The sequence below is a fragment of the Bradyrhizobium sp. RDI18 genome (assembly GCF_043203335.1).
Lineage (GTDB): Bacteria > Pseudomonadota > Alphaproteobacteria > Rhizobiales > Xanthobacteraceae > Bradyrhizobium > Bradyrhizobium retamae.
On the sequence record NZ_JBICRN010000006.1, the window covers coordinates 135,105 to 158,722 of the forward strand.

Below are 23,618 nucleotides of genomic sequence, written 5' to 3' on the forward strand. Positions count from 1 at the left end.
ATCAAAGTCCCGCTGCGGCCGGCATCGGCTGAGCTTTCCCGGCGCGTTCCTGCTTCAGCAGTTCGGCAATCAGGAAAGCCATATCGATCGACTGTTCGGCGTTAAGGCGGGGATCGCAGACCGTGTGGTAGCGGTCGTTGAGATCCTCGTCGGTGATGGCGCGCGCGCCGCCGATGCATTCGGTGACGTCCTGCCCGGTCATCTCCAGATGCACGCCGCCGGCATGGGTGCCTTCGGCGGCGTGGATCGCGAAGAACGACTTCACCTCCGACAGCACCCGGTCGAACGGCCGGGTCTTGTAGCCCGATGTCGAGGTAATGGTGTTGCCATGCATGGGATCGCAAGACCAGACCACAATCCGCCCCTTCCCGCTGCACGGCGCGGATCAGCGGCGCGAGATGATCGCCGACCTTGTCGGAGCCGAAGCGGTTGATCAGCGTCAGCCGTCCCGGCTCGTTGTCGGGATTGAGGATGTCGATCAGCTTCAATAGCTCATCCGGCTTCAGCGAGGGGCCGCATTTCAGACCGATCGGGTTCTTGATGCCGCGGAAATATTCGACATGGCCGTGGTCGAGCTGGCGGGTGCGGTCGCCGATCCAGATCATGTGGCCTGACGTCGCGTACCAGTCGCCGGAGGTGGAATCCACCCGGGTCAGCGCCTGCTCGTAGCCGAGCAGCAGCGCCTCGTGGCTGGTGTAGAAATCGGTGGCGCGCAGTTCGGGATGGCTTTCGAGGTCCAGCCCACAGGCGCGCATGAAATTGAGCGCGTCTGAAATACGATCCGCCAGCTCCTTGTACCGGCGGGACTGCGGGGAATCCTTGAGGAAGCCCAGCATCCACTGGTGCACGCTGCCGAGATTGGCGAAGCCACCGGTCGCGAATGCGCGGAGCAGGTTCAGCGTCGCCGCCGACTGCCGGTACGCCATCAACTGGCGCTGCGGATCGGGGATGCGCGCTTCCGGGGTGAAGGCGATGTCGTTGATGATGTCGCCGCGGTAGCTCGGCAGCTCGACGCCATTGATTTTTTCGGTGTTCGACGAGCGCGGCTTTGCGAACTGCCCGGCGATGCGGCCGACCTTCACCACCGGCAGCGCGCCGGCATAGGTCAGGACCACGGCCATCTGCAGCAGCACGCGGAAGAAGTCGCGGATGTTGTTGGCGCCGTGCTCGGCAAAGCTCTCGGCGCAATCGCCGCCCTGCAGCAGGAAGGCCTCGCCGGCCGCGACGCGGGCGAGCGCCTTCTTCAGGTTACGGGCCTCGCCGGCGAACACCAGCGGCGGAAACGTAGCAAGCTGCGCCTCGACGTCGGCCAATGCCTTGGCATCGGGATAATCGGGGACCTGCAGCACCGGCTTGGTGCGCCAGCTATCGGGCGTCCACCGCTCGGACATGACGTTAACTCCTGAGCAAAAACCGCAACTTATCCGCCTTCGTTAAAACTTCGGCGCGACCAAAGTCGGGAGGACCACGGCGAAGCCTCGGCGGAGCCGGGTCGAAGGTTACGAAGGCCGGGTTATACACAGGCCGCGGGCCGACCGCCAGTTAGATTTCCGGTAGTCCTGACAAGCTCTTGCGGCGAAATCCGAATTCGCTTTTGTTATGGCCGCTCGCAAAGCTAGCAGGAGAACACGGTGGCCGAGCCGGGGCTGGACGACATATTTAGCGACGACATCACGGTGCCCGCGACGGATGGATATCCCCTTGCCGCGACGCTGTTTCTGCCCCGCGGGGCCAAACGCCATGCGGTCCTGGTCAATTCGGCGACCGCCGTTCCCCGCAAACTCTACCGGGGCTTTGCCAGTTACCTCGCCCACCGCGGCTGCGCGGTTCTGACCTACGACTATCGCGGCACCGGCGACTCGAGGCCGCAGGCGCTGACCGGCTCCATCAGGCCGAAATCGCTGGTCGGCTTCAAGGCCTCGATGTCGGACTGGGCAGCCCAGGACATCACCGCGGCGGTGGCCTGGATGCGGGAGCGTTACAAGGCGCTGCCCTTCGCCTATGTCGGGCATTCGTTCGGCGGCCAGGCGCTCGGCCTGTTGCCGAACAATTCGGAGATTTCGCGTGCACTCCTGATCGCCGCACAAGCCGGCTACTGGAAACTGATGACGGCGCCGGAGCGCTACCGCGTCTATGCCCTGCTCAATTTTGTGGGCACTCCGTTGACCCGCGCGCTCGGCTACATGCCCGGCAAGGCCGGTCTCGGCATGGATCTGCCGAAGGATGCATTTTTGCAATGGGTCGGCTGGGTGATGAGCCCGCGCTATCTGTTCGACGATGCCAGGCTCGAAGCCGTGCAGAATTTCCCGAAATACCAAGGCGCGTTGCGTGCACTCTGCATGTCCGACGATCCCTGGGCAACGCCGCCGGCGGTCGAATTGTTGTGTTCGGGATTTACCTCGACCGCGCCTGAGATCATCACGGTGAGGCCTGCGGATACCGGCGTGAGCAAGATCGGGCACATGGGATTTTTCCGGCCCGAGCATCGCGACACGCTGTGGCGCGGGGCCGCGGAATGGATCCAGGCGGAGGTCCGCGCGTAACTTGCGATCAGCCCTCGCACAGGGGACATTGGCCGTCCGCGGCCTCGCCAAGCTGACGCGCGAACTCGCTCCTGACAGCTTGCACCGGCCAATGGGTGCCATCGCTCCTGACAATTTTTTCTTGCGCGCTCGAGAGCATGGCTCTCGGCGGCGTCATCGCCGACGCGAATAATCACATCCCAGTGGAAAGGGCACGCTGCCGTGGCGCGCGTGGTCTCCAACGCGTAGCGCACCGTTGCTGTCAGATCGTCGGCATCGACCTTCACGGGCATGAATAGTCCCTTCTCTGCGCGAGGTTGACCATCGGGCAGTGAGACCATGCATATGGTTCGCCTGGCGGTCCGCGTTCACCTCACAACGGCGGCCGCGTCACCGTCGTCGCTGGGCAAGACGTATTCGACCGCCAGCAGTCCGCCTTCAACGATGAGAAACGCAACCGCGCCGCCTAGCCAGCCGAAGTACGCAATTGCGAAGCCCAACAGGAGCAGCGCACATACGACATCCGCCAGGATCTTGCCGCTCCGCTCGATCGCGTCCTGCCTTCTGGAAAAGTAAGCCACGGCCTTTCCATCCACGCATCATCAACCATGAATGCAACGTGGCACAAAGGCGGGAGTTCCGTTCACCCTCGGCCGCCGGCCTCGGTCGCGACGTTACGCGCGCCTGGCAAGGCCGGACATTCCCGGCCGGCTGTTGAAACCAGCTTCCCTTTTTCCGAATTAGCCTTCTCAATGAGGCGAGAGGCCACTCATGGAAGGAATTCGCGACGCCGCACATCTGTGCATCGATATGCAGAACATCTTCGCCAGGGGCGGCGTGTGGGAAACGCCATGGATGGAAAGGGTATTGCCGGTGATCTCGCAGATTGCCGCGCGATATCCGGAGCGGACGGTATTCACGCGCTTCATCACACCCGAGCGGCCGGAAGACCGTCGCGGCCAGTGGCGCGTCTACTTCACCAAATGGGAGCGCGCGACGCGCGGCGATCTCGCACCTGGCGCGCTTGATATCGTGCCGGCGCTAGCACGATACTCACCGCCGGCTCTGGTCGTCGACAAGCCCGCCTATTCGGCGTTCTTCGGATCGCGGCTCGGTCATCTGCTGGTCGAGCGGCATGTCGGCACAGTGGTGGTGTCAGGCGCGGAGACCGACGTCTGCGTGCTTGCCACGGTGCTCGGCGCGGTCGATCTCGGCTTTCGCGTCGTCATCGTGCAAGATGCGCTCTGCAGTTCCTCGGACACCGGCCATGATGCGCTGATGACCATGTACCGGACGCGGTTCAACGAGCAGATCGAGCTGGTAAGCGCCGAAGAACTGTTCGACATGTGGCGTCCGGACTAGATGCTCCGGCCAGCCGCCGGAACCGTCGCTCCGGCTCCAACGTTGAGACGGCAGCCATCATTGCGCGAAAGGATCGATCCATGGCGGCGCCGGACGTTCGCAAGGAAATGCCGCCCGTCAAATTGCCGCGCGAGGAATTCGAGAGGCGCTATCGCGGCCGCTTTGTCGATCCGGTCTTCCAGCCGCTGCAGCGCGAGCTCGACGCCGTCGTCGCGGCGGCATGGGACGCCTATAGCCATTCCCGCAAGGCCCCCCTGACGCGCAAGGCGGGCGCGGGCTTCGCCGATCCCGAGTACGAAATCGCGGTGGACTGGCTCGCCGCACGCGAGGCCATTCTCGAAGCGCAGCGGCGCCACGACGATGCCGCTGCGCAGCCGCGCATCCTCGTCATCAACGGCTCGGCGCGAAGCGAGCATACCTGCCCCGGCGAGGCGTCCAAGACGTGGCGGCTGGTCAAGCTCGCCGAGCCGGTGCTGGTCGAAATGGGATTTGCGGTCGACATTCTGGATCTGTCGCGGCTAACGTCGGAATATGGCCGGCAGATTCATCCCTGCAAATCCTGCGTCGCCACCGCGATGCCGCTCTGCCACTGGCCCTGCAGTTGCTATCCGAACTATTCGCTCGGCCAGACCGACGACTGGATGAACGAAATCTATCCGCTCTGGGTGGCCGCGCACGGCATCCTGATCGTGGCGCCGGTGAACTGGTATCACGCGCCGACACCGCTGAAGGCAATGATGGATCGCCTGGTCTGCGCCGATGGCGGCAATCCCGATCCGACCTCGACGCACGGCAAGCATGCCGACCAGGCCAAGGCGCTCGAACTAAAGGGATGGCCCTATCCGCGGCATTTGGCCGGCCGGCATTTCGGCCTCGTCGTGCACGGCGACAGCGCGGGCACGGAGACGCTGCGCCGCTCGCTTTCGGACTGGCTAACCGACATGTCGCTGATCTCGGCTGGCCGCACCGCCGAAGCCGAGGGCTATATCGGCTACATGGAGCCCTACGCCACTTCGCACCAGGCCCTGGACGAGGACCGTGAATTCCAGGACGAGGTGCGCAACGCGGCGCGCACGCTGGGGAATGCCGTGACGCTAGCGCGGGCGGGGAAGCTGGAGAATCCGGCGAAGGGTCTTATCGAACCTGATCCGAAATGACTTCGTATGACGGGCTGAGCGGAAGCGATACCCATCATCTCTCGGTGGAGGGATCGATGGTTTCGCTGCGCTCTACCAATCCTACATGCTATCGCTATCGCTCCCCTATTTCCCGTAACTATAAAACCCCTGCCCGGTCTTGCGGCCGAGATGACCGGCGGCGACCATTTCCTTCAAGAGCGGCGCGGGGCGGTATTTCGGGTCGTTGAAGCCCTGGTAGAACACCTCCATCACCGACAGCATGGTGTCGAGGCCGATCATGTCGGCGAGCGCCAGCGGGCCGATCGGATGGTTGCAGCCGAGCTTCATGCCGGCGTCGAGGTCTTCCGCCGTAGCCAGCCCCTCCTGCAGCGCGAAGATCGCCTCGTTGATCATCGGGCAGAGGATGCGGTTGACCGCAAAACCCGGGCTGTTCTTCGCCGTGATCGAGACCTTGCCGATCCGCTTTGCAAAGGCTTCCGCTTTGGCATGGGTATCGTCGGAGGTTTGCAAGCCTCGGATCAATTCCAGCAGCGCCATCAACGGCACCGGATTGAAGAAGTGCATGCCGATGAAACGGTCCGGCCGGTCGGTCGCCGCGGCGAGTTTCGTGATCGAGATCGAGGACGTGTTGGTCGCGAGCAGCGCCTGCGGCCGTAACTTCGGACAAAGGTCCTTCAGTATCTTGACCTTCAGGTCCTCATTCTCGGTCGCCGCCTCGATCACGAGATCGCAGGTGGAAAACTTCGCCGTGTCCGTGGTCGTCGTGATGCGCGCCAGCGCCGCCTGCCGGTCGGCGTCGGTCATCTTCTGCTTGTTGACGAGGCGCTCCAGGCTGTTGGCGACCACAGACATGCCACGCGCGAGCGCGGCATCGGAAATGTCGGTCATGACCACCGGAAGGCCCGCCGCCGCGCACACCTGCGCGATCCCGTTGCCCATCGTGCCTGCGCCTACGATACCGATTGATCTCGATCATGGGGATAACTCCACTATTGAATGTTTGGCTGCACCGTTATCAGAGTGCCGCAGCCATCGGTAGCCCTTGGCACGCTCACTCGGCCGCCCTTAGGACGCATCGGGGGCGCCGAAAACCTGATAGAGCACATGCCGGAGTTCAAACTGGTTGCAACCGCGAGAGGGAATGTTGCCGCGACCATCGGGTGCCTCAAGCTCCCACCCTTCCTCGATGTCCGACCAATAGAGCAGTTTCTCGTCGAGAACCGCCACAGCAACAACTAATTCTCCGGGGGAGTCACTCACGCCGACTGCACGCGGACGGATCAGCGCGCTTTCGAGTGCCGCCCGATGTTGCGGATGAAGCGAAGCCATGTCCGCTGCGAGCCGACTCGTTACCAGAGAAATTTCGGGCTCGGGCAACACAGGACTCCAACCTAAATCAATTGCCAGCCACGGCGCTTCACGGAAGGTAATGGGTTTCGCAAGAGCTCAACCCATCCTACGATTCTACCTACTCCGCCGCCTGCCTCACATACCTCGCCGTCGGCGTCCGCATGGTCACCAATTCCTCGGCCGCCGTCGGATGCAGCGCGATCGTCGCGTCGAAATCGGCTTTGGTCGCCTTCATCTTCACGGCGATCGCGACCGCCTGAACGATCTCGGCCGCTGTGTCGCCGACGATGTGACAGCCCAGCACGCGGTCCGTCGTACCGTCGACCACGAGTTTCATCAGCACGCGGGTGTCGCGGCCGGACATCGTCGCTTTGATCGGACGGAAATCGGCCTTGTAGATGTCGACATGGCTCACTTGCGCGCGGGCCTGCGCTTCGGTCAGGCCCACCGTGCCGACCTCGGGCTGCGAGAACACCGCCGTCGGAATGGTGGCGTGGTCGACTGCTACCGGCCGCTTGCCGAACACGGTGTCGGCGAAGGCATGGCCCTCGCGGATCGCGACCGGCGTCAGATTGAGGCGATGGGTGACGTCACCAATCGCATAGATGTTGTCGACCGAGGTCTTCGACCACTCGTCGACGGCGATGCCGCCATTGGCAGGGTTGATGGCGACGCCGGCCTTCTCGAGCCCGAGATTGGCGACGTTCGGGTGGCGGCCGATAGCGAACATCACCTTCTCCGAGGCGATGCTCGAACCGCTGGATAGATGCGTGGTGTATTCGTTGCCGTGCTTGTCCACTTTATCGATGGTGCAGCCGGTGATGATCGTAATCCCCTGCTTCTCCATCTCGGCGCGCACGTGCTTGCGGACGTCCTCATCAAAACCGCGCAGAATGTTGTCGCCGCGATAGATCACGGTCACGTCGGAGCCGAAGCCGGCAAAGATGCCGGCGAATTCCAGCGCGATATAGCCGCCGCCCTGGATCACGATGCGCTTCGGCAGTTCGGTGAGGTGAAACGCCTCGTTGGAGGAAATCACGTGCTCGATGCCGGGGATCTCCCGCCCATGATTAGGCGCGCCGCCGGTCGCGATCAGGATGTATTTTGCGGTGACCGTTTCGCCGGTCAACAGGCGCAGCGTGTGGGCGTCTTCCAGCACGGCACGCGTCTTGACGATGCTCGCGCCTGATTTCTCGACATTGGCGGCGTAGATGCCTTCGAGGCGAGCGATCTCCTTGTCCTTGTTGGCGACCAGCGTCGGCCAATCGAAGGAGAATTCGGGAATGGTCCAGCCGAAACCTTTTGCGTCCTCGATCTCGTGGCGGACGTGCGAGCCGAGTACGAACAGCTTTTTCGGCACGCAACCGCGGATCACGCAGGTGCCGCCCATCCGGTATACTTCGGCGACCATGACCTTCGCGCCATGGCCGGCGGCGATGCGGGCGGCGCGAACGCCGCCCGAACCACCACCGATGACGAACAGATCGACGTCGAACTTAGCCATCTCAACCCCGCCCGAAGTCGTCCGTTTGATCTCTTATATTTGACGCGTTTTCTTCATGCGAACCGGAAGTCCACCCTCGGATCAAGTCCGAGGGCATGCTTCGGTTGAAGATCAGATATCCTTGCCGCGCTTCTTCATCTCGGCGCGGAACTGGCCGTTGATGACTTCAGCAAATTGCTGCGCCCACTGGTTCATGTACGACATGCTGAACTGAATGGCGCGGGGCTCGTTCGCGAGCAGCTTCTGGCCGAGCGGCGACTTGTAGAAGGTCACGAGGTCCTTCAACTCCTGCTCGGTGAACTCATTGGCGTAGACCTGCGCCATGCCTTCGCCGATCTCCTTTTCGCGGCCGGCGAGATTCTTGGCCACGATCACGGCGACCTCGTTGAGATCCTTCTGATAGTTCAGATTGCTCTGCATCAGCACGTTCTTGGTCTGCTCGACGAGATTGGGAACGGCGTTGGCGTACATCGCCGCCGCATTCTTCATCGCCAGGATTTCCTTGGCGGCGGCGATCGCCGCCGGTGAACCGGGCTTGAGCGGCGCGGTCGCAGGCGCCGCCGGCGCGTTCTTCTGCTGCGCGCCGGCCGGAGCGCCGGTCAGGGCCAGCCCCACCGCAAGGCCGGCCGCCGACAAAATCCGTGAAAGCCTCTTCATTCCAATTCTCCTCGATTACCGGCGTTACCGCCGCTCAACTACGCGAATTCCCTGGGCACCTGCCAGGACGGCGGTGCTGGCCAGGCCAATGAACAACCCGTGTTCGACGACACCCGGGATCAGGCTCAACAGGCCCGCCAGACGCGGCGCATCGGCGATACGCCCGAGATGGGCATCGACAATCCAGTGGCCGCCATCGGTGACAAAAACGTGGCCGTCCTTGCCCTTGCGGAGCCCCATTTGCCCGGAAACGCCGCTTTGGGCAAATGCCGCGGCCATGGCCCGCTGGGTGGCGGCCAGCCCGAACGGAATCACCTCTACAGGTAGGGGGAAGCGGCCGAGAACATCGACCCATTTGGTATCGTCGGCAATCACGATCATGCGATCGGATGCCGCCGCCACGATCTTCTCCCGAAGCAGCGCGCCACCGCCGCCCTTGATCAGGTTGAGGGCGGGATCTAGCTCGTCGGCACCATCGACGGTGAGGTCGAGCCGGTCGACTTCATCGAGCGTGGTCAGTGGAATTTTGCAGGCTTCGGCCTGGGCTCGGGTCGCTTCCGAGGTCGGCACGCCGATCACCTTCATCCCGCCGGCAACCCTTTCGCCGAGCAGTTCGACAAAATGCTTGGCGGTCGAGCCGGTGCCGAGCCCGAGCTTCATGCCATCCTGCACATGCTCCAGCGCCCGTGCCGCAGCTTGCCGTTTAAGTCCATCCATATCCACGCTGACGATGCTCCCAGAATCCGCCGATCCGCGGGCGCATGTCTAGCGTCGTTTTGGCCTTGGGAACAGCGCCGTGGCCCGTCTAAATTGTCAGAAATAGGTTGTCCGCTGTGTCGGGGCTGCACTTGCATGAAGGCCCGCCTGCCGCTAGCGAATTCCGGATGAGCCTTCCCCGCACTGTAGTCTTCGACCTCGACGGCACGCTGGTCGACACCGCGCCCGACCTGATCGCCGCGCTCAATTTCGTGCTCGATCGCGAAGGATTGCCCCCGGTGCCGCTGCGTGCCGCGCGCAACATGATCGGGGCCGGCGCCCGCAAGCTGATCGAACGTGGGCTGGAGCTGGAAGGCCGTGCGATAAGCACCGACGACATCGACCGCCTCACCAGGGATTTTGTCGATTATTACGGCGCCCATATCGCGGTGGAATCGCGCCCCTTTGAGGGGCTGGAGGCTGCGCTCGACGATCTCGAGGCGCAAGGCTGTCGTTTTGCGGTCTGCACCAACAAGCTGGAATGGCTGTCGAAGCGGCTGCTCGACGAACTGGGCTTGAGCGGACGATTCGCCGCGATCTGCGGCGCCGACACGTTCGGCGTCTCCAAGCCCGACCCCGTGATCCTGCAGCAGACGGTGGCGCGCGCCGGCGGGGATATTGGCGCGACCATCATGGTGGGCGACGCGGGACCTGACGTCGGCGTCGCCAGGCGGGCCGGCGTTCCCGTGATTGGGGTCGAATTCGGCTACACGGACGTTCCGATCGCCCAGCTTAAGCCCGACCGGCTGATCGGGCATATGCGCGAATTACCGGCCGCCGTGGATGGGCTCAGCGGCCGCTTTACGGATTTAACTGTTTGATTTTACAGTTATTATTTTGATCGCCATAGATCCCCCACTCTGCCCCGCGGCCCCCTTTGAGAGGTTGCGATTGTAGCCGCCTTACAAGGTGCCTAGATTATGCTAGCGAACCAGCGGCCCCTTTAGAGGCAGTTTGAATGAGCGGCTCCCCGTCACCCGATCAGCAGTTACGTCCGATGGTCGATCCCTTCGGCCGGACCATCCGGTATCTACGCGTGTCGGTGACTGATCGCTGCGACCTGCGCTGCTTCTACTGCATGTCCGAGGACATGACGTTCCTGCCGAAGAAGGATCTCCTGACGCTGGAGGAACTCGACCGGCTGTGCTCGGCCTTCATCGCCAAGGGCGTGCGCAAGATTCGCCTCACCGGTGGCGAGCCGCTGGTCCGGCGCAACGTGATGTCGCTGGTGCACTCGCTGTCGCGGCATCTTGGAACCGGCGCGCTCGATGAGTTGACGCTGACCACCAACGGCTCGCAACTGGCGCGCTTTGCGGCCGAACTGCGCGACTGCGGCGTCCGCCGCGTCAACGTCTCGCTCGATACGCTCGATGCCGCAAGGTTCCGCGCCATCACGCGCTGGGGCGATCTCGACAAGGTTCTGGCCGGCATCGAGGCCGCGCGGGACGCAGGGCTTGCGGTCAAGATCAATGCGGTGGCGCTGAAGAACGTGAACGAGGAAGAGATCCCCTCGCTGATGGAATGGGCGCACGGCAAGGGCATGGCGTTGACGCTGATCGAAGTCATGCCGATGGGCGACATCGGCGAAGGGCGGATCGACCAGTATGTGCCGCTGTCGCTGCTCCGTGCCCGCCTTGCGCAGCACTACACGCTGACCGATCTCGACGACGACACCGGCGGCCCCGCCCGCTACGTCCGCGTCACTGAGACCGGCGGCAAACTCGGCTTCATCACGCCGATGACGCATAATTTCTGCGAGTCCTGCAACCGCGTACGGATCACGTGCACCGGCACGTTGCACACCTGCCTCGGCCATGAGGATGCCTCCGATCTGCGCAAGCCGTTGCGGGCCTCCGCCGACGACGACCTGCTTTCGGCAGCGATTGATCGCGCCATCGGGCTGAAGCCGAAGGGCCACGACTTCATCATCGACCGTCGGCATAATCGCCCGAGCGTCTCGCGCCACATGAGCGTGACGGGCGGCTAGTTACCGCAGCCCCATATCGTCCGACGCATTTTCCGATTGACGCTGTTGCAGCGCGCTGGAATGGTGCGGCTGCTTCACGCCAGCATGGCTGGACAGGCCACCGCACCTAAACGGAGCGGCAAAGACGGCGGAAGCGCAAAAAGGGGAGGACGATCGATGCAATCGATCGCGACATCGGCGATGGCGTCGTGGCCGCCGCCCGGGCAGGTATGATGCGGCCGTTGTTAGCGCTCAGTGCCGGCATCGATCTGCTCAACGAAAAGATCGGCAATCTCTGCAACTTTCTGGTCCTCGCAGCGTGCACGGTCAGCGCCGGCAATGCGATGATCCGCTACGCGTTCGGCTATAGCTCCAACGGCTGGCTCGAACTGCAGTGGTACATGTTCGCCATCTTCGTGATGTTCGGCGCCTCCTACACCTTCAAGCGCAACGAGCATGTTCGCGTCGAAATCTTCTATTTGATGCTCTCTGAACGCGGCCAGCTCTGGCTCGACCTGATCGGAACGCTGTGCTTCCTGATCCCGGCCTGCCTGCTGCTGACCTGGCTGTCCTGGCCGTTCTTCCTGCAGGCCTACGCCGTCGGCGAGGAATCCAGCAACGCCGGAGGCCTGTTGCGCTGGCCGATCAAGCTCGTCGTGCCCGCAGGTTTCGTGATGCTCGCACTGCAGGGCGTCTCGGAGGTCATCAAGCGCGTCGCCGCGCTGCAGAATCTCGTGACCATCGATGCCAGGTACGAAAGACCGGTGCAATGATCACGCTGGAAATGATGCCGCCGCTGATGTTCGGCGGACTTATTCTGGCGATGCTGATCGGCTTTCCCGTCGCATTCACGCTGGCGGCGGTCGGATTCTCGTTCGGCTTTCTCGCGATCCATCTCGGCTTTTTCGACTTCAGCTTCATGCAGGCGATTCCGGGCCGCATCTTCGGGAGCGTTCTGGCCAACGAATTGCTGCTGGCGATCCCTTTCTTCACCTTCATGGGCGCCGTCCTCGAACGATGCGGCTTGGCCGAAGACATGCTGGATTCGATGGGCCAGTTGTTCGGCCCGGTGCGCGGCGGACTAGGCTACTCCGTCATCATCGTCGGCTTCATTCTCGGCGCGATTACCGGCACGGTGGCGGCTCAGGTCATCGCCATGGCACTGATCTCGATGCCGGTGATGATCCGCTATGGTTACAACATGCGCTACATCACCGGCGTGCTGGCGGCCTCGGGCACCATCACCCAGCTCGTGCCGCCGTCGCTGGTGCTGATCGTGCTAGCCGACCAGCTCGGCAAGTCGGTCGGCGACATGTATCTCGGCGCCTGGGGGCCGTCGCTATTCCAGATCGCGCTGTTCGCCGGCTACACCTTTCTTCTCGGCATCATCAAGCCGGACCACGTGCCGCCGGTGCCGAGGTCGGCGTTGACGCTCACCGGCTGGCCGCTGTGGCGAAAATGTCTGATGGGAATCATCCCCTCGGCGGTGCTGATCTTCGTCGTGCTCGGCACCATGATGCTGGGCCTGGCGACGCCGACCGAAGCCGGCGCAATGGGCGCCGTTGGCGCCGTCGTGCTTGCCGCAATACACCACAAGGAATTCAGCGCGGCCGGCAACAGGATTCTGCTGATCGGCATCATCGCCGCGGGCGTCGGAACGATTCTCGGAATCCTCTACACGGGCAGCTTTCTGTTCAAGATCGCCTTCGCAATCACCTATCTCGCCGTGATCTGGATTTGTCTGGAAGCCGTGCGCATTCCCGACCTCCGCGACCTCATCCGTCAGGGCTATCAGTCGACGATGCGCCTCACCTCGATGGTGGTGTTCATCCTGATCGGTTCTACCTGCTTTTCCGTGGTGTTCCTCGGCGTCTCCGGCGGCGTCTGGCTGGAGCACATGCTGACCTCGGTACCCGGCGGGGTCTGGGGCTTCCTGATCTTCATCAACCTGTTCATCTTCTTCCTGGCGTTCTTCCTCGACTTCTTCGAGATCGCCTTCATCATCCTGCCGATGGTTGCGCCGATTGCGCAAAAGGTGCTGGCGCCGGTGGTCGGTGCGGATGCGGCGCTGATCTGGTTCGGCGTGATGCTGTGCGTCAACATGCAGACGTCTTTCCTGCATCCGCCGTTCGGCTTTGCGCTGTTTTACCTGCGCGGCGTGGCGCCCAAGGAAGTCAAGAGCTCCGACATCTATTGGGGGGCGATCCCGTGGATCGGCTTGCAGGTCATCATGGTCGTGCTGGTGATCGCCTTCCCCTGGACCGTTACCGCGTTGCTGGACAAGCCGGTGAGCGCAGAGGATCTCAGCAAGATCAGAATTGAGGTTCCGCATATCGAATTGCCGCCGCTGGATTTAGGTCCGCTCAAGCAACAGTAGTAATTGCTCCGGAAAACAATGACTCGTTGACGAAGTCGTGCGCCCACAGCCTGGCGCTCGGGCCAGGACGCAATGCTGTTCCGCAGACGAAATATTCCCCTTCAATATCAACAAACTTCCGATTGACGGCAGCAGCGAGCGCTGGTTTGGTGCATCGGCTTCATGCTAGCTCGGCAGGATAAGCCGGCTGCGCCCAACAGCGCGGTCAAGACGGCAGAGGCGTCAGTCTGGGAGGGTCATCGTTGCAATCGCTCTTGAAATTGAGCCGGGGAATCGACGCATTCACACGGTGGACGGGCAAACGCCTGGCGTGGCTCATTCTGATAGCCGTGCTCATCTCGGCCACCAACGCGGTCGTGCGCAAGAGTTTCGACGTATCCTCGAATTCCTGGCTGGAGCTGCAGTGGGTGCTGTTCGGCGTTGTCTTTCTGCTGTGCTCGCCGTGGACGATGCTCGACAACGAGCACATCCGCATCGATATCGTAAACAACCTGTTTTCCAAACGCTGGCGGGATATCGTCGATATCATCGGCCACGTATTTTTCCTGATGCCACTCTGCATCGTGATGATCATCACCGGCGGTCCGTTCTTCATGCGCTCGGTTGAAATCAACGAACAGTCCGGCAATGCCGGTGGTCTGCCGCAATGGCCGGCCAAATCACTGATCATCATCGGGTTCGTGTTCCTGTTCGCTCAGGGCATTTCCGAACTGATCAAGCAAATCGCCGTGATGCGCGGCCTGATTCCGGATCCACACGCATCTCAAATGCATGCTCTCGAAGCCGAGGTCGAACACCTCGTCGAGGCGATCGAAAAACGCTGATCGTCAGGCGCGATCTCAGGGGGACTAGATGACTGCTTTTCTCATCGCCAACATGGCGCCGATCATGTTCGCGTCGCTGGTGATCATCCTGCTGCTGGGCTATCCGGCGGCATTTTCGCTCGGCGCGGTTGGACTGATCTTCGCCTTTGTCGGCATCGAGCTGGGCGAGTTCCGGCCGGACTTCCTGCAAGCGCTGCCTGAGCGCGTCTACGGCGTGATGAACAACGACACGCTGCTCGCCATTCCGTTCTTCACGTTCATGGGACTGGTGCTCGAACGGTCGGGCATGGCCGAGGATCTGCTCGATACTATCGGACAATTGTTCGGCACGATCCGCGGCGGCCTCGCCTATGCCGTCATTTTCGTCGGCGCGTTGCTCGCGGCAACCACGGGTGTCGTTGCCGCTTCCGTCATCTCGATGGGCCTTATCTCGCTGCCGATCATGTTGCGCTATGGCTACGACCGAAGGATGGCGTCCGGCGTCATCGCCGCTTCCGGTACGCTGGCGCAGATCATTCCTCCCTCTCTCGTCCTGATCGTGATGGCCGACCAGCTCGGCAAGTCGGTCGGCGACATGTACGAGGGCGCGTTCATCCCGGGAATGGTGCTCGCTGGCCTGTATGCCGGCTACGCGTTCCTGGTCAGCATGATCTATCCCAAGGCTGCTCCGGGTCTGCCAGCGGAGGCGGTCGGTTTTCGCGAGCCTGATGGCAGCCGCGGACTTTGGTCACTCGGCGTCCTCTTCATCGTCAGTTGCGTTTTCGGCTGGTTCATGATGCGCCATTCGGAGGCGCGCGGCGCCGATTACGTCGTGCTCAGCATGTTCTATGGCATCCTGTTTGCCTTCTTCGTGGCGGTGGCGAACTGGCTCATTCATAAGTTCACCGGCTTCCGTTTCCTGTCGGCGATGGCGCAGCAGACGACCTTCGTGATGGTGCCGCCGCTGTTCCTGATCTTCCTGGTGCTCGGCACGATCTTCGTCGGCATTGCCACGCCGACGGAAGGCGGCGCGATGGGCGCGGCCGGCGCACTCATTCTCGGCGCCGCCAAGCGCCGGCTGAGCTGGGATCTGATCCGGCAAGCGACGGAATCGACGGCCAAACTGTCGGCCTTCGTGATCTTCATCCTGATCGGCGCACGCGTGTTCTCGCTGACGTTCTACGGCGTGAACGGCCACATCTGGGTCGAGCATCTCTTGACCTCCCTGCCCGGCGGCCAGATCGGCTTCCTGCTTTTCGTCAACGCGCTCGTCTTCGTCCTGGCCTTCTTCCTCGACTTTTTCGAACTGGCCTTCATCATTATTCCGCTGCTCGGACCCGCGGCGGAAAAGCTCGGCATCGACCTGATCTGGTTCGGCGTCATCCTCGGCGTCAACATGCAGACGTCGTTCATGCACCCGCCGTTCGGCTTCGCGCTGTTCTATCTGCGATCGGTGGCGCCGAAGGAATCCTATATCGACCGCGTCACCGGCAAGCGCATGGACCCGGTGACAACCGGCCAGATCTATTGGGGCGCGGTGCCGTTCGTGGTGATCCAGGTCATCATGGTGATACTGGTCATCATGTTCCCGGCGATGGTGATGCACTACAAGGGCGCGGCGTCGACCATCGATCCGAACTCGATCAAGATCGAGGTGCCGCAGATCGAATTGCCGCCACTCGATTTCGGGCAGCCCAAACAGTAGCGCCGCTGCTCAAATCATCCGCTTCTCCCAAATAAGAAACCCCGGAGCTTTCGCTCCGGGGTTTTTGCTTGCTTTTGGCAGGTTCGACGAAATCAGCCCTGCGAGTGACGCGCCATGAAGCCGTCGTATCCGAGTTCGGCCACCTGGAACCATGAATAGCCGTTGTTCGAGAACGACGTCAGCGATTCATACACCTTCTTGAAATCGGCGTTGCCGGCTGCGACTTCGCTGTGCAATTCCTTCGCCGCCTTGTAACAGGCTTCCATCACCGGCGCCGGGAACGGGCGCAGCTTGGCGCCGGCTGCGATCAGCTTGCGCAACGCGGGCGGATTGGCCTGATCGTATTTCGCCATCATCCAGTTGTTGGCGTAGTGGCCGGCCTGCTCGAGAACCGACTGGTAGTATTTCGGCAAGGCATTCCACTTGTCGAGATTGACGAAGGCCAGCAGCATCGGGCCGCCTTCCCACCAGCCGGGATAGTAGTAGTTGGGGGCAACCTTCGCGAAGCCGAGCTTCTCGTCGTCGTAGGGGCCGACCCACTCCGCGGCATCGATGGTGCCCTTTTCGAGCGCCGGGTAAATGTCGCCGCCCGCGATCTGCTGCGGGACGACGCCAAGCTTCTGCAGCGCACGACCGGCAAAGCCGCCGATGCGCAACTTCAGCCCCTTCAGGTCGTCGGGTGTCTTGATCTCCTTGCGGTACCAGCCGCCCATCTGCGCGCCGGTGTTGCCGGCGAGCAGCGAGGTCACGTTGTACTTCTTGTAGAATTCGTTGAGCAGATCCCTGCCGCCGCCAAGCATGTACCAGGCCTGGTTGAGACGCATGTTCGGCCCGAACGGCACCGCAGAGCCGAAGGTGAAGGTCGGATCCTTGCCGAAATAGTAGTATGATGCGGTATGGCCGATCTCGACGGTGCCGTTCTGCACGGCGTCGAGAACCTGCAGGCCGGGGACGATTTCACCGCCGGCAAATGTCTGGATCTGGAACTTGTTGTCGGTGGCTTCGCCGACCATCTTGGCCATCAATTCGGCACCGCCATAGAGCGTGTCCAAGGACTTCGGCCAGCTCGTCGGCATGCGCCACTTGATTTCGGGCAAGCCCTGCGCAATCGCGGGCGCTGCGATCGTTGCAGCACCTGCCGCACCCAAGCCGGTTACTTTGAGAAAATCTCTTCGCTTCATATTTCATCCCTTTTGGTTGTGCCGGTCAGCCTTCGTTTCGAGGCTTGGATCAAGCATGGAACATCCGGCCGCCGATTTCCATAAGCAATTGGATGGAAACGCGAAAAAGCCCGACCTTCCTGCGAAGGCCGGGCTTCCTCGTAAGCTTTTGGGATAGGTATCCGGCTCCGATCAGCCGCGCGTGCGCGAACGGATCATGAAACTGTCGTAGGTATATTCGGCGACCTGCCACCACAGATACTGGTCGGAGCGATAGGCCTGCATCGCGTCGATTGCCTTCTTGAAGTCCGCGTTCTTGCCGGAGATTTCGGCCCACAATTCGTTGGTCGACTTCAGGCAAGCTTCCAGCACTTCGTTAGTGAACGGACGAAGCTGCGTGCCACTGGCGACGAGGCGCTTCAGTGCCGCGGGGTTCAGCATGTCGTAGCGCTGATTCATCCAGGCATTAGTGTTCGCCGCCGCGTTGGTGAGAATGCCCTGGTAGCTCTTCGGCAGTTCATTCCACTTCTCGAGATTGGCGAAGGCGTGGACCGTCGGGCCGCCCTCCCAGAAGCCGGGGTAGTAATAGAACTTCGCGACCTTCTGGAAGCCGAGCTTCTCGTCGTCATACGGACCGACCCACTCGGCGGCGTCGATGGTGCCCTTTTCCAGCGCCGGATAGATATCGCCGCCAGCGATCTGCTGCGGCACCACGCCAACCTTCTGCAGGACTTGGCCAGCAATGCCGCCGATGCGCATCTTGAGGCCCGAGAGATCGGCGACCGTCTTGATCTCCTTGCGGAACCAGCCGCCCATCTGCGTGCCGGTATTGCCGCAGGGGAAGCCGATCACGCCGGACTTCTTGAAGAACTCGTTGGCGAGGTCGTTACCGCCGCCTTGCGCCAGCCAAGAGTTCTGCTGGCGCGCATTGAGACCGAACGGCACGGCCGAAAAGATCGCAAAGGTCGGATCCTTGCCGACGTAATAATACGAAACGGTGTGGCACATCTCGACGGTGTTCTTGGAGGTCGCGTCGAGCGCCTGCAGACCCGGAACCAGTTCGCCGGCCTGGAAGACCTGGATCTGGAATTTGTTGTCGGTCATCTCGGCGACCTGCTTCGCCAGGTGCTCGGCACCGCCATAGATGGTGTCGAGCGACTTCGGGAAGCTCGACGTCAGGCGCCATTTGATCTCAGGCGACGATTGCGCGATCGCCGGCGAGGCAACGGCTGTCGCGGCAGCACCGGCCGCTGAAACCTTCAAAAAATCACGACGCTTCATTCAAGCTCTCCTTCGGGTCGTTCCCCAAATTTCCTCGAGCGTTCCTCCGGCGGGACGAATTCCACGGCATCCGGGGCGCTCTGGCGGGGGCGCTTTAACACGGAAGTTCGCGTTCGAAAACGCGACAAAGGCATGACTGCACTGATTAAACGAAAGTCGTATGGGCGCGGACAATGCAACCTCAGGCCGCGGCAATCGCGCCCTGAAGCTGGTCGCGAACCTTGGTCCCGATGGCCCGGTAGACCGCGGCATGCGGGCCATCAGGCTCGCTAGCCACCACCGGATTGCCTTCATCCGAGGTGGTCCGGATCGACATGTGCAGCGGGATTTCGCCCAGGAATGGAACACCCAGCCGCTCCGCCTCATGGCGCGCGCCGCCATGGCCGAAAATGTCCGAGCGCGTGCCGCACTCGGGACATTGGAAGTAGCTCATGTTCTCGACAATGCCGAGCACCGGCACGTTGACCTTCTTGAACATCGCAAGCCCGCGCCGCGCGTCGATCAGGGAGAGGTCCTGCGGGGTTGAGATAATCACCGCTCCCTTCAGCGGCACGTTCTGCGCCAGGGTCAATTGCGCGTCCCCCGTACCGGGCGGCATGTCGACGACGAGAATATCGAGCGTGCCCCACGCCACGTCACGCAGCATCTGGGTGATCGCCGACATCACCATCGGCCCGCGCCAGATCATCGCGGTGTCTTCCTCGACCAGGAAGCCGATCGACATGATCGAAAGCCCGAAACGCTTGATCGGAATCATCTTGCGGTCGGCGTTGAGCTGCGGCTTCTCATTGATGCCGGCGAGCCGCGGCACCGAGGGGCCGTAAATGTCGGCATCGAGCAGCCCGACACGCAGGCCGAGGTCGCGCAGGCCAAGCGCAAGATTGAGCGCGGTGGTCGACTTGCCGACACCGCCCTTGCCCGAGGCCACGGCGATGACGGCGGCAACGCCAGGAATCTCCGCCTGCTTCGACATCGGCGAGGCCGCGCCCTGCGGTGGGCGGTGGGCGGAAGCGGGTTGCACGCCATGCGCATGGCGATGCGCCACGGGCGCGGCCTGCGGAGCACCGGGCTTGCGCTCGGCCGTGAGAGCGATCATCGCCGTGCTGACACCAGGGATCGCGCGCACTGCAGCTTCGGCCTGTGCGCGCACGCTTTCCCAGGCTCTAGCCTCGGCGGCGTCGACATTGATGGAGAAGAACACCTTGCCGTCGGTGACCGAGATCGCCGACAGCACGTTGGCATTGGTCAGTGGCACGCCGCGCGGCGAGGCCACCCGGCTAACGGCATCGAGAACCTGTTGCTGTGTTACGCTCACTTGCGCATCTCCTGAAGCCCTTTCGGTTCCGAGCGAGAACCGGGCCCTACTCGCTTGTTTTGACGCGCATTCTTGACGCGAACCCAACCCGCTCCGGACCAAGTCCGAAAGCGGAGCCTCGTTCCAAGACGCTATGCCAGTCTGATGCGACCCATAGAGCGGTTCAGCGCAAAAGGCTATCTCGCTCCTACGTCATCCCGCCGCTCCGCGGGGGCGGCAGCCGCCTGCTCCTTGGCCGCCTCGTAGTTCAGCTCGATCATCACGCCATTGGGGTCGTTGACGAAGATCTGCCAGAGGTCACCACCCGGAACCTGCCGGGAGTCGTACGCCATGCCCTTCTGCTCCAGCCGCCGTTTCATGCCGTCAAAGCCGTAGCTGGCAAACGCGACATGGTGGACAACGCCGGAATCGGGCTTTTGCGGCTCGTCGGTCTTGGAAATATCGACGAGGTGCACCACCGCCTTGCCCTCGCTGTACATCCAGGCCCCGGGAAATGCGAAGTTGGGCCGCGCGCCCTTTTCCAGGCCCAGAATGTCCTCATAGAACCGGACCGTATCGGCAAGGTTGCGGGTCCGGATGTTGAAATGGTCGAGCACGCCCACGCTGACGCCCATACGATGTCACTCCCTTTTTTGTGAGGTTCTTGAGGAACCTATCCTAGCACGAATCCAGCCCCGCCCATCAACGAAGGCGTTGCCCTCCCCTGCGCAGCGGTTATGGTGCGGCTCCTCCAAAAACACCGTCCGGCCGGCCCAACGTCGCCGGCGAAAAACTCCAAGGTAACTCACATGGCTAAAGTCGCTTTTCTCGGTCTCGGCGTAATGGGCTTCCCCATGGCAGGACATCTGGCGAAAAAAGGCGGCCACGAGGTGACCGTGTACAACCGCACCGGGGCCAAGGCGAAGGAGTGGGCGGACAAGTTCGGCGGGCGTACCGCGCCGACGCCGAAGGCCGCGGCCGAAGGTCAGGATTTCGTGATGTGCTGCGTCGGCAACGACAATGACCTGCGCGCGGTCACGATCGGCACCGATGGCGCCTTCGCCGGCATGAAAAAGGGCGCGGTATTCGTCGACCACACCACCGCCTCCGCCGAAGTCGCCCGCGAGCTCGATGCTGCTGCCGTCAAGGCCGGCTTCAAGTTCATCGATGCGCCGGTGTCCGGCGGCCAGGCCGGTGCGGAAAATGGCGTGCTGACGGTGATGTGCGGCGGCAAGGAAGACGCCTATGCCGCTGCCGAGCCGATCATTTCCGGCGCTTACGCAAGGATGTGCAAACTGCTCGGCCCCGCCGGCGCCGGACAGCTCACCAAAATGGTCAACCAGATCTGCATCGCAGGTCTCGTCCAGGGCCTGTCGGAAGGCATTCACTTCGCCAAGAAGTCCGGACTCGACGTTGCGGCCGTGATCGAGACCATCTCCAAGGGCGCGGCGCAGTCCTGGCAGATGGAGAACCGCTACAAGACCATGAATGACGGCAAGTTCGACTTCGGCTTCGCCGTCGAATGGATGCGCAAGGACCTCTCGATCTGCATCAGTGAGGCCCGCCGCAACGGCGCCAACCTGCCGGTGACCGCCCTCGTCGATCAGTTCTACGCCGAGGTCGAGAAGATGGGCGGCAAGCGCTGGGATACGTCGAGCCTTTTGGCCCGGCTGGAGCGGTGAGTTAAAGAAACAGGTTAAGACAAAGCACAGAGCCCCCGCTTCTTATCCTGTCAGAAGCGGGGGTTCCGTCCGCCCGACAGGTTAATTTTAACTTCCCGTTTACGAGAATTTTTAGCTCTTTAAGTCATCGCTTAATGATTTAGCGGCACAGATAGACAATGCAAAAGCCCGCGCAGTTCGCGGGCAGGATTTGTGTTGTTCAATGAGTAAGCCCGCAGAGAAGCCCGAGGTTGTCCAGCTTCCGGCAGAAGCGCCGGTCGCACCAGCGGTCAACACCCGGCGCGTGGCGGCGCAGCGCGTGCGCGAGGCGCGCGATCGGTTAACGTCGACCAGCGGGACCCGCCCCGCCTTCGATACCGAGTTGCTCCGACAATACGCCCAGACCCGGGTATCGGCTTCCTTCGTGGTCATGCTGCTGGTGGTTGCGACCGGCGTGCTGTTCGGCCTCTGGAAGTATGCCGTGCCGGCCGCGGTCTGGACCGTCGGCATGCTCTGCATCCATGCCACCATCATTCGCAACTGCAAGCGCTTCCTCAGCGAGCAGCCTAATCTCGCCGCCACGCGCAAATGGCAAACCCGCTTCGTGCTGCTCGACCTGCTCTACGGCCTGAGCTGGACGGCGATCCTGCTCGACCCCGCCGGCCTCGACGTCGTCTCGAACACGATGATGATGTTCCTGATGCTGCTGGTGATCGCGGTGTCAAGCATGCTGGCCGCGACGCTGCCCATTGCCGCCGTGGCGGCAACCGCGCCGGTGACGGCTGCGATCGCGCTCAATTTCGTGATGGGCGGAACCTTCGACAATTACGCGCTCGCGCTGCTGGCGGTCGCCGCCGAAAGCTATTTTGCGCTGCTTGCCCATCAGCTTCATTCGACGACGCTGGAGACGATCGAAGCGCGCGCCGAAAAGGATGCGCTGATCGGCGAGCTCGAACAGGCCAAGGCGATCTCGGATGAAGCGCGGCACCGCGCCGAATCCGCCAACGTCGCCAAGTCGCGCTTTCTGGCGCAGATGAGCCACGAGCTGCGCACGCCGCTGAACGCGATCCTCGGATTCTCCGAGGTGATGAAGAGCGAGATTTTCGGTGCGCACGCCGTGCCGGTCTACAAGGAATATTCCGCCGACATCCACAATTCGGGCGTCCACCTGCTCAACCTCATCAACGAGATTCTCGATCTGTCGCGGATCGAGGCCGGCCGCTACGAACTTAACGAGGAAGCGGTGTCGCTCGTGCATGTCGTCGCCGACTGCCACCATCTTTTGAAGCTGCGCGCGACTAGCCGCGGCATCACCATTCATGAGGTGTTCGAGCACGGCATGCCCAGGATCTGGGGCGACGAGCGTGCCACGCGCCAAGTCGTGCTCAATCTCATATCCAACTCGATCAAGTTCACTCCGCCGGGCGGCGATATCTGGCTCAAGGTCGGCTGGACTGCGTCGGGTGGACAATATCTCAGCGTCAAGGACACCGGCTCCGGCATTGCCGAGGATGAAATCCCGATTGTGCTGGCTTCGTTTGGCCAGGGCTCCAACTCGATCAAATCGGCCGAACAGGGCGCGGGCCTGGGCTTGCCGATCGCCAAGAGCCTGATCGACATGCATGGCGGCACCTTCACGCTGAAATCGAAATTGCGCATCGGCACCGAAGTCATCGTCACCTTCCCGCCGGAGCGCGTGATGAGCGCGCTGGCGCCGATGGCCGAGGACGCCCCGCCCCTGCAGCCGGAACCCGCAGTCACCGCGGCCGCCGAGGACAAGCGGCGGCCGCGTCACAAGCCGATCATGAGTGCCGGCACGGGGTTGTAGTTGCAAGCGCTTGCGCAAAGGAACCAAACCACTTCACTATCCAGGAATGAGCAAAGAAACGCCGTGTATCGCAGTCTGTACAATGGATCCCAAAACCAATCTCTGCTTCGGCTGCGGACGAACGTTGCCGGAGATCGCGCGCTGGCACCGCATGGAAACGGCGGAGCGATTGGCCGTGATGGAAGGGCTTGCGACGCGCATGGTGGATGCGGGCCTGGTTCCGATGCCGCCGCGCACCGAGCGCGGCTGATCG

The 23,618-nt window shown here is 62.3% G+C and carries 22 protein-coding genes and 1 pseudogene; 12 read left to right on the forward strand and 11 right to left on the reverse strand.

Going from position 1 to position 23,618, the window contains the following annotated elements:
* Nucleotide 1: 1 nt before the first annotated feature.
* Nucleotides 2–1,391, reverse strand: a pseudogene (locus ACFXS9_RS01545) (class II 3-deoxy-7-phosphoheptulonate synthase).
* A gap of 240 nt (nucleotides 1,392–1,631) precedes the next feature.
* Here ACFXS9_RS01545 and ACFXS9_RS01550 point away from each other — a divergent pair.
* The gene (locus ACFXS9_RS01550; RefSeq protein WP_392684361.1) at nucleotides 1,632–2,543 is read left to right on the forward strand and encodes an alpha/beta fold hydrolase; all 912 of its coding nucleotides are present in this window, start codon (nucleotides 1,632–1,634) and stop codon (nucleotides 2,541–2,543) included.
* 347 nt (nucleotides 2,544–2,890) lie between these two features.
* Here the strand turns inward: ACFXS9_RS01550 and ACFXS9_RS01555 are convergent, their stop codons facing one another.
* Nucleotides 2,891–3,103 (reverse strand): hypothetical protein, encoded by a 213-nt coding sequence (locus ACFXS9_RS01555; protein WP_392684363.1) that lies wholly within the window; start codon nucleotides 3,101–3,103, stop codon nucleotides 2,891–2,893.
* Nucleotides 3,104–3,293: 190 nt separating this feature from the next.
* On the opposite strand from ACFXS9_RS01555, the gene ACFXS9_RS01560 reads away from it, so the two are divergent.
* Together ACFXS9_RS01560 and ACFXS9_RS01565 are read left to right on the forward strand one after the other, a co-directional pair.
* Complete coding sequence (locus ACFXS9_RS01560) at nucleotides 3,294–3,884, forward strand: cysteine hydrolase family protein (protein WP_392684366.1); 591 nt, start codon at nucleotides 3,294–3,296, stop codon at nucleotides 3,882–3,884.
* Between the two features lie 80 nt (nucleotides 3,885–3,964).
* Nucleotides 3,965–5,041, forward strand: coding sequence for a flavodoxin family protein (locus ACFXS9_RS01565; protein WP_392684369.1), 1,077 nt, complete (start codon nucleotides 3,965–3,967; stop codon nucleotides 5,039–5,041).
* A gap of 105 nt (nucleotides 5,042–5,146) precedes the next feature.
* Here ACFXS9_RS01565 and ACFXS9_RS01570 read toward each other — a convergent pair whose 3' ends face one another.
* The 5 genes from ACFXS9_RS01570 to rpiA all read right to left on the reverse strand — a co-directional run bounded on the left by ACFXS9_RS01570 (nucleotide 5,147) and on the right by rpiA (nucleotide 9,257).
* Nucleotides 5,147–5,986: a 3-hydroxybutyryl-CoA dehydrogenase gene (locus tag ACFXS9_RS01570; protein ID WP_392687175.1), complete on the reverse strand. Its 840-nt coding sequence runs from the start codon at nucleotides 5,984–5,986 to the stop codon at nucleotides 5,147–5,149.
* A gap of 102 nt (nucleotides 5,987–6,088) precedes the next feature.
* Entirely contained in the window at nucleotides 6,089–6,400 is a 312-nt protein-coding gene (locus ACFXS9_RS01575; RefSeq protein WP_392684372.1) for a hypothetical protein, read from the reverse strand.
* Nucleotides 6,401–6,491: 91 nt separating this feature from the next.
* Entirely contained in the window at nucleotides 6,492–7,877 is a 1,386-nt protein-coding gene (gor, locus tag ACFXS9_RS01580; RefSeq protein WP_392684374.1) for a glutathione-disulfide reductase, read from the reverse strand.
* Nucleotides 7,878–7,988: 111 nt separating this feature from the next.
* A complete protein-coding gene (locus ACFXS9_RS01585; protein WP_028349790.1) occupies nucleotides 7,989–8,534 on the reverse strand; it encodes a DUF2059 domain-containing protein in 546 nt (181 codons plus the stop codon).
* Nucleotides 8,535–8,558: 24 nt separating this feature from the next.
* Nucleotides 8,559–9,257 carry a ribose-5-phosphate isomerase RpiA gene (rpiA, locus tag ACFXS9_RS01590; protein WP_392684376.1) on the reverse strand — a complete coding sequence of 233 codons (699 nt, stop codon included), beginning with the start codon at nucleotides 9,255–9,257 and terminating at the stop codon, nucleotides 8,559–8,561.
* A gap of 161 nt (nucleotides 9,258–9,418) precedes the next feature.
* Here rpiA and ACFXS9_RS01595 point away from each other — a divergent pair, with 161 nt between their 5' ends.
* The 6 genes from ACFXS9_RS01595 to ACFXS9_RS01620 all read left to right on the forward strand — a co-directional run bounded on the left by ACFXS9_RS01595 (nucleotide 9,419) and on the right by ACFXS9_RS01620 (nucleotide 16,141).
* Nucleotides 9,419–10,111, forward strand: coding sequence for an HAD family hydrolase (locus tag ACFXS9_RS01595; protein ID WP_392684379.1), 693 nt, complete (start codon nucleotides 9,419–9,421; stop codon nucleotides 10,109–10,111).
* Between the two features lie 137 nt (nucleotides 10,112–10,248).
* Entirely contained in the window at nucleotides 10,249–11,277 is a 1,029-nt protein-coding gene (gene moaA, locus ACFXS9_RS01600; protein ID WP_392684382.1) for a GTP 3',8-cyclase MoaA, read from the forward strand.
* 212 nt (nucleotides 11,278–11,489) lie between these two features.
* Nucleotides 11,490–12,029 (forward strand): TRAP transporter small permease subunit, encoded by a 540-nt coding sequence (locus tag ACFXS9_RS01605; RefSeq protein WP_213290257.1) that lies wholly within the window; start codon nucleotides 11,490–11,492, stop codon nucleotides 12,027–12,029.
* Nucleotides 12,026–13,633 (forward strand): TRAP transporter large permease subunit, encoded by a 1,608-nt coding sequence (locus ACFXS9_RS01610; RefSeq protein ID WP_392684385.1) that lies wholly within the window; start codon nucleotides 12,026–12,028, stop codon nucleotides 13,631–13,633. The genes ACFXS9_RS01605 and ACFXS9_RS01610 overlap by 4 nt, the downstream gene beginning before the upstream one ends.
* Before the next feature lie 242 nt (nucleotides 13,634–13,875).
* Entirely contained in the window at nucleotides 13,876–14,457 is a 582-nt protein-coding gene (locus tag ACFXS9_RS01615; protein ID WP_392684388.1) for a TRAP transporter small permease subunit, read from the forward strand.
* Nucleotides 14,458–14,485: 28 nt separating this feature from the next.
* Nucleotides 14,486–16,141 carry a TRAP transporter large permease subunit gene (locus tag ACFXS9_RS01620; RefSeq protein ID WP_392684391.1) on the forward strand — a complete coding sequence of 552 codons (1,656 nt, stop codon included), beginning with the start codon at nucleotides 14,486–14,488 and terminating at the stop codon, nucleotides 16,139–16,141.
* 92 nt (nucleotides 16,142–16,233) lie between these two features.
* On the opposite strand, the gene ACFXS9_RS01625 is transcribed toward ACFXS9_RS01620, so the two are convergent.
* The 4 genes from ACFXS9_RS01625 to ACFXS9_RS01640 all read right to left on the reverse strand — a co-directional run bounded on the left by ACFXS9_RS01625 (nucleotide 16,234) and on the right by ACFXS9_RS01640 (nucleotide 20,511).
* Nucleotides 16,234–17,322 carry a TRAP transporter substrate-binding protein gene (locus tag ACFXS9_RS01625; RefSeq protein WP_028349798.1) on the reverse strand — a complete coding sequence of 363 codons (1,089 nt, stop codon included), beginning with the start codon at nucleotides 17,320–17,322 and terminating at the stop codon, nucleotides 16,234–16,236.
* Nucleotides 17,323–17,493: 171 nt separating this feature from the next.
* Entirely contained in the window at nucleotides 17,494–18,582 is a 1,089-nt protein-coding gene (locus tag ACFXS9_RS01630; RefSeq protein WP_028349799.1) for a TRAP transporter substrate-binding protein, read from the reverse strand.
* Nucleotides 18,583–18,763: 181 nt separating this feature from the next.
* Nucleotides 18,764–19,897: an Mrp/NBP35 family ATP-binding protein gene (locus tag ACFXS9_RS01635; protein ID WP_392684394.1), complete on the reverse strand. Its 1,134-nt coding sequence runs from the start codon at nucleotides 19,895–19,897 to the stop codon at nucleotides 18,764–18,766.
* Between the two features lie 176 nt (nucleotides 19,898–20,073).
* On the reverse strand, nucleotides 20,074–20,511 hold the full coding sequence (locus ACFXS9_RS01640) for a VOC family protein (RefSeq protein ID WP_065728480.1): 438 nt from the start codon (nucleotides 20,509–20,511) through the stop codon (nucleotides 20,074–20,076).
* A 174-nt stretch (nucleotides 20,512–20,685) separates the two neighbouring features.
* Here ACFXS9_RS01640 and ACFXS9_RS01645 point away from each other — a divergent pair, with 174 nt between their 5' ends.
* The 3 genes from ACFXS9_RS01645 to ACFXS9_RS01655 all read left to right on the forward strand — a co-directional run bounded on the left by ACFXS9_RS01645 (nucleotide 20,686) and on the right by ACFXS9_RS01655 (nucleotide 23,615).
* Nucleotides 20,686–21,558, forward strand: coding sequence for an NAD(P)-dependent oxidoreductase (locus ACFXS9_RS01645; RefSeq protein WP_392684398.1), 873 nt, complete (start codon nucleotides 20,686–20,688; stop codon nucleotides 21,556–21,558).
* Nucleotides 21,559–21,760: 202 nt separating this feature from the next.
* Nucleotides 21,761–23,365, forward strand: a complete 1,605-nt coding sequence (locus ACFXS9_RS01650) for a sensor histidine kinase (RefSeq protein WP_392684401.1) — start codon at nucleotides 21,761–21,763, stop codon at nucleotides 23,363–23,365.
* A gap of 46 nt (nucleotides 23,366–23,411) precedes the next feature.
* The gene (locus ACFXS9_RS01655) at nucleotides 23,412–23,615 is read left to right on the forward strand and encodes a DUF1289 domain-containing protein (RefSeq protein ID WP_392684404.1); all 204 of its coding nucleotides are present in this window, start codon (nucleotides 23,412–23,414) and stop codon (nucleotides 23,613–23,615) included.
* The last annotated feature ends 3 nt before the right edge of the window (nucleotides 23,616–23,618 follow it).

Coding starts and splice junctions, on each gene's coding strand:
- ACFXS9_RS01620 (WP_392684391.1), top strand. CDS start 14,486: ATGACTGCTTTTCTCATCGCCAACATGGCGCCGATCATGTTCGCGTCG.
- ACFXS9_RS01650 (WP_392684401.1), top strand. CDS start 21,761: ATGAGTAAGCCCGCAGAGAAGCCCGAGGTTGTCCAGCTTCCGGCAGAA.
- ACFXS9_RS01625 (WP_028349798.1), bottom strand. CDS start 17,322: ATGAAGCGAAGAGATTTTCTCAAAGTAACCGGCTTGGGTGCGGCAGGT.
- moaA (WP_392684382.1), top strand. CDS start 10,249: ATGAGCGGCTCCCCGTCACCCGATCAGCAGTTACGTCCGATGGTCGAT.
- ACFXS9_RS01610 (WP_392684385.1), top strand. CDS start 12,026: ATGATCACGCTGGAAATGATGCCGCCGCTGATGTTCGGCGGACTTATT.
- ACFXS9_RS01560 (WP_392684366.1), top strand. CDS start 3,294: ATGGAAGGAATTCGCGACGCCGCACATCTGTGCATCGATATGCAGAAC.
- ACFXS9_RS01585 (WP_028349790.1), bottom strand. CDS start 8,534: ATGAAGAGGCTTTCACGGATTTTGTCGGCGGCCGGCCTTGCGGTGGGG.
- ACFXS9_RS01645 (WP_392684398.1), top strand. CDS start 20,686: ATGGCTAAAGTCGCTTTTCTCGGTCTCGGCGTAATGGGCTTCCCCATG.
- ACFXS9_RS01655 (WP_392684404.1), top strand. CDS start 23,412: ATGAGCAAAGAAACGCCGTGTATCGCAGTCTGTACAATGGATCCCAAA.
- ACFXS9_RS01640 (WP_065728480.1), bottom strand. CDS start 20,511: ATGGGCGTCAGCGTGGGCGTGCTCGACCATTTCAACATCCGGACCCGC.
- ACFXS9_RS01565 (WP_392684369.1), top strand. CDS start 3,965: ATGGCGGCGCCGGACGTTCGCAAGGAAATGCCGCCCGTCAAATTGCCG.
- ACFXS9_RS01595 (WP_392684379.1), top strand. CDS start 9,419: ATGAGCCTTCCCCGCACTGTAGTCTTCGACCTCGACGGCACGCTGGTC.
- gor (WP_392684374.1), bottom strand. CDS start 7,877: ATGGCTAAGTTCGACGTCGATCTGTTCGTCATCGGTGGTGGTTCGGGC.
- ACFXS9_RS01605 (WP_213290257.1), top strand. CDS start 11,490: ATGCGGCCGTTGTTAGCGCTCAGTGCCGGCATCGATCTGCTCAACGAA.
- ACFXS9_RS01630 (WP_028349799.1), bottom strand. CDS start 18,582: ATGAAGCGTCGTGATTTTTTGAAGGTTTCAGCGGCCGGTGCTGCCGCG.